Origin of the sequence: Desulfosarcina sp., from assembly GCF_033791525.1 — a bacterium.
Lineage (GTDB): Bacteria > Desulfobacterota > Desulfobacteria > Desulfobacterales > Desulfosarcinaceae > Desulfosarcina.
On sequence record NZ_JASJGN010000453.1, the window covers coordinates 1 to 5003 of the forward strand.

Annotated in this window: 5 protein-coding genes; all 5 read right to left on the reverse strand. The window is 51.2% G+C overall.

Going from position 1 to position 5003, the window contains the following annotated elements:
* Positions 1 to 287 precede the first annotated feature (287 nt).
* Positions 288 to 755, reverse strand: coding sequence for a universal stress protein (locus tag QNK41_RS21385; protein ID WP_319261385.1), 468 nt, complete (start codon positions 753 to 755; stop codon positions 288 to 290).
* Positions 755 to 2044, reverse strand: coding sequence for a TRAP transporter large permease (locus QNK41_RS21390; protein WP_319261388.1), 1290 nt, complete (start codon positions 2042 to 2044; stop codon positions 755 to 757). The genes QNK41_RS21385 and QNK41_RS21390 overlap by 1 nt, the downstream gene beginning before the upstream one ends.
* 2 nt (positions 2045 to 2046) lie before the next feature.
* Entirely contained in the window at positions 2047 to 2625 is a 579-nt protein-coding gene (locus tag QNK41_RS21395; protein WP_319261391.1) for a TRAP transporter small permease, read from the reverse strand.
* A 333-nt stretch (positions 2626 to 2958) separates the two neighbouring features.
* On the reverse strand, positions 2959 to 4008 hold the full coding sequence (gene dctP, locus QNK41_RS21400) for a TRAP transporter substrate-binding protein DctP (protein ID WP_319261393.1): 1050 nt from the start codon (positions 4006 to 4008) through the stop codon (positions 2959 to 2961).
* A 53-nt stretch (positions 4009 to 4061) separates the two neighbouring features.
* The coding region (locus QNK41_RS21405; RefSeq protein ID WP_319261396.1) for an amidohydrolase at positions 4062 to 5003 on the reverse strand (942 nt) is incomplete at its 5' end.

The window sequence follows — 5003 nt, forward strand, 5'->3', positions numbered from 1 at the left end:
GCCAACTCGGTAGATGCCAACAGCGGTGTTTGAAGAATCATCGGTTTGATTCTGGCATGTGCTCGATACACATCATGCAGAGCCGGTATGTGTGTCATAATGCACTCCTAAAGAACATTAATTGAACACTCCCCGCGGCAAGCCGCGGGGAGTGTTCACCGTAAGGATAAAAAATCGATTTTCAGTTCGCTCGCTAACCCCGCCGCAAGCGGCGAGGAATGCGCTCGCTATCGCGGTTCAAAGCACTGCAGCGAATCCCCATTATTTTGCGTCACGGATTCGAGAGGCTATCTCCGGGTAACGAATACAGATATCGGAGAACGGCGCAATACTTTCTCCGCCGTACTCCCCATGACAACCTTTTTTAAATCCGACCTGCCATGTGAACCGGCGAACACCAGATCATAATTGCCGTTTTCAATCTCATACAGGCAACTGATATAGGGGGTTCCTTTTCGAATTTTACGTTTATACCCGATCTCCGATAGTTCGGGAATCGCTGTTTCCATTTTGTCAAACTGTTCCCCGGCATGGGTTTCGAGCTTCCGCTCCAACCTATGATATTCGGAGTCTGACAGCACAAAGGTCAGATTGGGTATGCCACGTACAACATTCAGGACGGTCAGACGTGAATTATACTTTTTTGTAAAATCGACCGCCGCTTTAACCGCTTCATCGGAATCTTTTGAAAAGTCGGTCAATACCAGCACATTTTGATAATCCATAGGTAGCTCCTTCTCTTCACCACCAAACACTATCCACCTAATGCCATATTCGGCAAAAACAGCGCGATTTGCGGAAAGGTGATCAGGATGATCGTTGCCAGAATGAGAATCAGCAGAAACGGCAACGCGTGGCCGATCACTTCGAGGTACGGTCGCCGGAATATGAGCTGTGCGGTGAAGATGTCACAGCCGAAAGGCGGTGTCGCCGAACCGACCGCAGCCTGCAGGGTCACCAGGGTCCCCAGCAGAATTGGATCCACCCCCGCACCCACCACGTAGGGTTGAAAAACTGGACTGAGGATGAATATGGCCACGATGGGATCGACAAACATGCAGGCGACAAAGTAAACGACCACAATGATCAAAATCACCCGCAGCATCGACGGATCGGTACCGAACAGCGGCGGCAGAAGCTGCTGGGGGAGCTGCAAGAAGCCGATTAAAAATGAAAATGCCTGGCCGGCGCCAACCAGAATAAAGACCACTCCGGTAATCACACCTGTCTGTAAAAAAGCGTCGACAATTCTTTGGAATGTGATGGCTCTATAGATGATGGTTTCCAGAATCAATGCATATAACACGGCAGCGGCGGCGGCTTCCGTCGGGCTGAAAATCCCGGCATAAATACCACCTACGATGATCACCGGAAACCCAAGGACCGGAAGCCCGTCCTTGACTGCAGAGATTCGTTCGGCCCAGCTTGCCTTGCGAAGTGTCGGGATCTTTTTTACTTTGGAATAGGCGTAGCAGTATATGGAGAACATCACCAAAATCATCAATCCGGGAAAGATGCCGGCCAGAAATAGCATCCCGATGGAGGTGCTGGTGGCCACCCCGTAGACGATAAACCCGATGCTGGGGGGTATGAGAAAAGCGATATCACTGGAATTGATAATCAGACCCAGGGTAAAGGAACTGTTATATCCCGCTTCCAGCAGCATGGGCCGCATGGTGCCGCCGATGGCCGCGACGGTGGCCTGGGTCGAACCGGAAACGGCGCCGAAAAGCGTGCAACTCGCGTTGGTTGTAATGGGCAATCCGCCCGGTAGATGGCCGACAAAGACTTTCAGCATTCGGATTAACCGTCCGGCGGACTCACCGGAGGTGATAATGCTGGCCGAGAGAATAAACATCGGTACACAGACCAACGCCGACGGCGTCACCCCGGTGATGATTTGCTGCACCATGGTAATGATCATCTTGGGCGCAAAATCCGGCATATAGACTACTAAATAAAGGATTAAAGATCCCAGGAGGGTTACCATAAAAGGGAACCCGATCAGTAACATCGTTGCCAGACTGATTCCGAAAAGTGTCATATCTATGCCCCCCCAATCTCTTCATCTTCGTACTCGCTTTGTTGATCCGGAGACTGCCAGGGGTCCTTTTCGGTGAAATTTTTGATGATCGTTCGGATATACTGGATACCCGCCAGACCGAATCCGACAGGAATAATCACGTAAAACCACCATTTCGGTACGCGCAGCGCCGGTGTCATGTGCCCCTTAGCCATGGCATTGGCCAGATACTCGTAGGAGGCCCACGTCATGATCCCCATGACGATCGCACTGACTAGTGAGATGAAAATAATAAAGGCCTTCTCCATTTTAGGCGGCATGGCGTCTAAAAAGGCCCCCATGCGGATATGTCGTGCCTTCCTAACGCCGTAGCTGACACCGGTAAAGGTGGTCAGCAACACCAGAAACGTAGACACTTCCTCGGCAAAATAGATGCTTTGAAAAAAAGTCCGAGCAAACACATTGGTAATTAAAAGGATACCAAGAGCGGCCACGCAGAATACAAGGATAGAGACTTCCACCCCATTGACCATCAAGCCGGTGTAGTGGTTGATTTTCTGGAAGACGGACGACTTTTTTGAACCACTGCTTTTATCATTCATTTCTCGGTCTCCATCGCAGATAGTCCTGTTCAGGTACTGCGGCAATGAAGCCAGCCGCAGTACTTTAGGAGTGTTTACCCCAATGTTGCATAAAAACATGCGAAAATTATTATTACCATTTGAAAATATTGATTAATCGTGACAACTTCAGGTACGTAATGGGATTCACCAAATGTGAATTCCAGGAAACACAATAATTTTCTCATGTTTTTACCCTTGCGGGAAAGCCGGAGGAATCCAGTTCCGGCGTTGCCAAGAGCTTGCAGAAAATTTCTACGGCTGCACCCTTGGCGCCTTGGCTCTGAATCCCTCCGGCTTTTGCAACGTTGGTGTTTATTTGACGCCCAATGCTTTTTTGGCATTTTCGATGTCTTTCAACAGAGCATCGAGAACCTTCTGGGCGCCTTCACCCCCGATCTCGGGATATTTCGGGTAGACGGTCTCAGCCTGTGCCTTGAACTTGGCTATAGTTGCGTCATCGAGAGTATAAAATTTCAAAGCGGGTTTGGCTTTTTTCATCTTTTCCATGTCCGACATATTGCGCTCGGTGATCCAATTGCCGGCGGGGACGATGGCATCGATCCAGAATCGGCGCATCTCCGTCTGCGCTTCCTTGGTCAACCCATCGAAAAATTCCTGGTTGACGGTGGGGATGCCAATAAATGGTTCACTTTTCAGCTGGGTAACATAGTCCTGCACCTCATAGAATTTCATACTATAAATCGCGAAGAGCGGGTTTACCTGGGCGTCGATCAGACCCATCTGCAGGCCGCTGTAGACCTCCCCATAGCTCATGGGGGTGGGCGCAGCACCATAGGCCTGGTATCCTTCTACCAGAAGTTTGGAAGACATCAGCCGCAGCTTCAGGCCCTGGATGTCATCCAGTGACTTGATCGGTTTTTTGGATGTCATCCACTGCCAGCCTTCGAACATGATCGACAAAGGGACAAGATCGTTCTGGCGAAATGCCTTTTCCAGCAGCGGCATGAATTCGCCATTTTTAGCCATATGATCCAGCACTTCAGGCACCTTTTCGGTAGGAAAAATGTAGTTCAGCGCCAAGGCCTGAGCCTGGGGAACAAAGGAGCTAATCCAGGCGTGGTCGGAAAAAACGAACTGAACAACCCCCATCTGAGCCAATTCGTTAATGTCTCCAGTGGTACCCAAGGTGCCATAGGGGTAGACTTCGATTTCAATTTTGCCGCCGGACCATTTTTTCATGTGATCGGAAAAGTTTCTGGCCCAGACGGTCATGAAGTCACCTTCAATCTCTTCGGAAGCCAGTTTGGCTTTGATGGCCGGTCCGGTGTAACTGGCAGCCATGGCGGTGCCAAAGAGGGTGAGAACAAAAACGGCAGTTAACAGCAAAATGCTTCTCTTCATGGTCCAACTCCTTTCATCTGCAGCTCGTTGGAACGAGCCTGAGGCTATTAAGATTACATGTCAGGTGTGTGTCGTGTCCCGTGTTCACCTCCTTTTCCAATTCCGGTTGTGTTGAAATAATTCAGGGCACCGTGCACAAGCATGGCCACCCCGTTCGATAGGACGTCTTCATCGATGTTGAAACGTGGGTTATGATGAGAAACGGTCGTGCCCTTCCGCACGTTGCCGGCACCGAGAAACATGAACACCCCGGGGACGCGCTCGCTGAACTCCGCGAAGTCCTCGCTGGCGCTGGTGACGTTGTCGATGACGGCATCTTTCCCGCCGAATACCTCAGCTGCAGTCCTCCGGGCCAGCGCGGTCATATGCGGATCGTTGATCAACGGGATATTCTCGTGGGTGATGTCGATCTCGCAGGTGCAACGGTGCGTGCGGCAGACCTGCTCACTTATCCGTACGAACCTTTCGGTCGGCTGCTCGATGCTGTCGGGACCACCCTTGTATAGAAAGCGGATAGAGCCTTCCAGTTCGACCTTGTCCGGGATAATGTTGCTCTTGGTTCCAGCGGTAATTTTACCGAACATGATGATGGTAGATCTCAGGTTGCTGATTTCCCGGGTCTGGATCATCTGCACGGTCTGAATCAGGTTGGCCGCGGCAATCACGGGATCCACAGCATCCTCCGGGACCCCGGTATGACCCCCTTTGCCAAAAATGGTCATTTTGAACACGTCCAGTCCGCCCATCACCGGCCCCGCTGTGATGCCGATTTTTCCGGATTCCACCGGTGTCCAGACATGTAGGCCCATCACCGCATCGACCGTGGGGTGGTCAAGAACTCCTTCTCCAACCATGGCCCGGGCACCGGCGATCTCTTCATCGGGCTGGAAAACGAATTTGATCGTTCCCGCAACGGCGTGTTTATTCTGCATCAGGACCTTGGCCGCCACCAACAGAATGGCCATGTGTGCGTCGTGGCCACAGGCATGCATAAC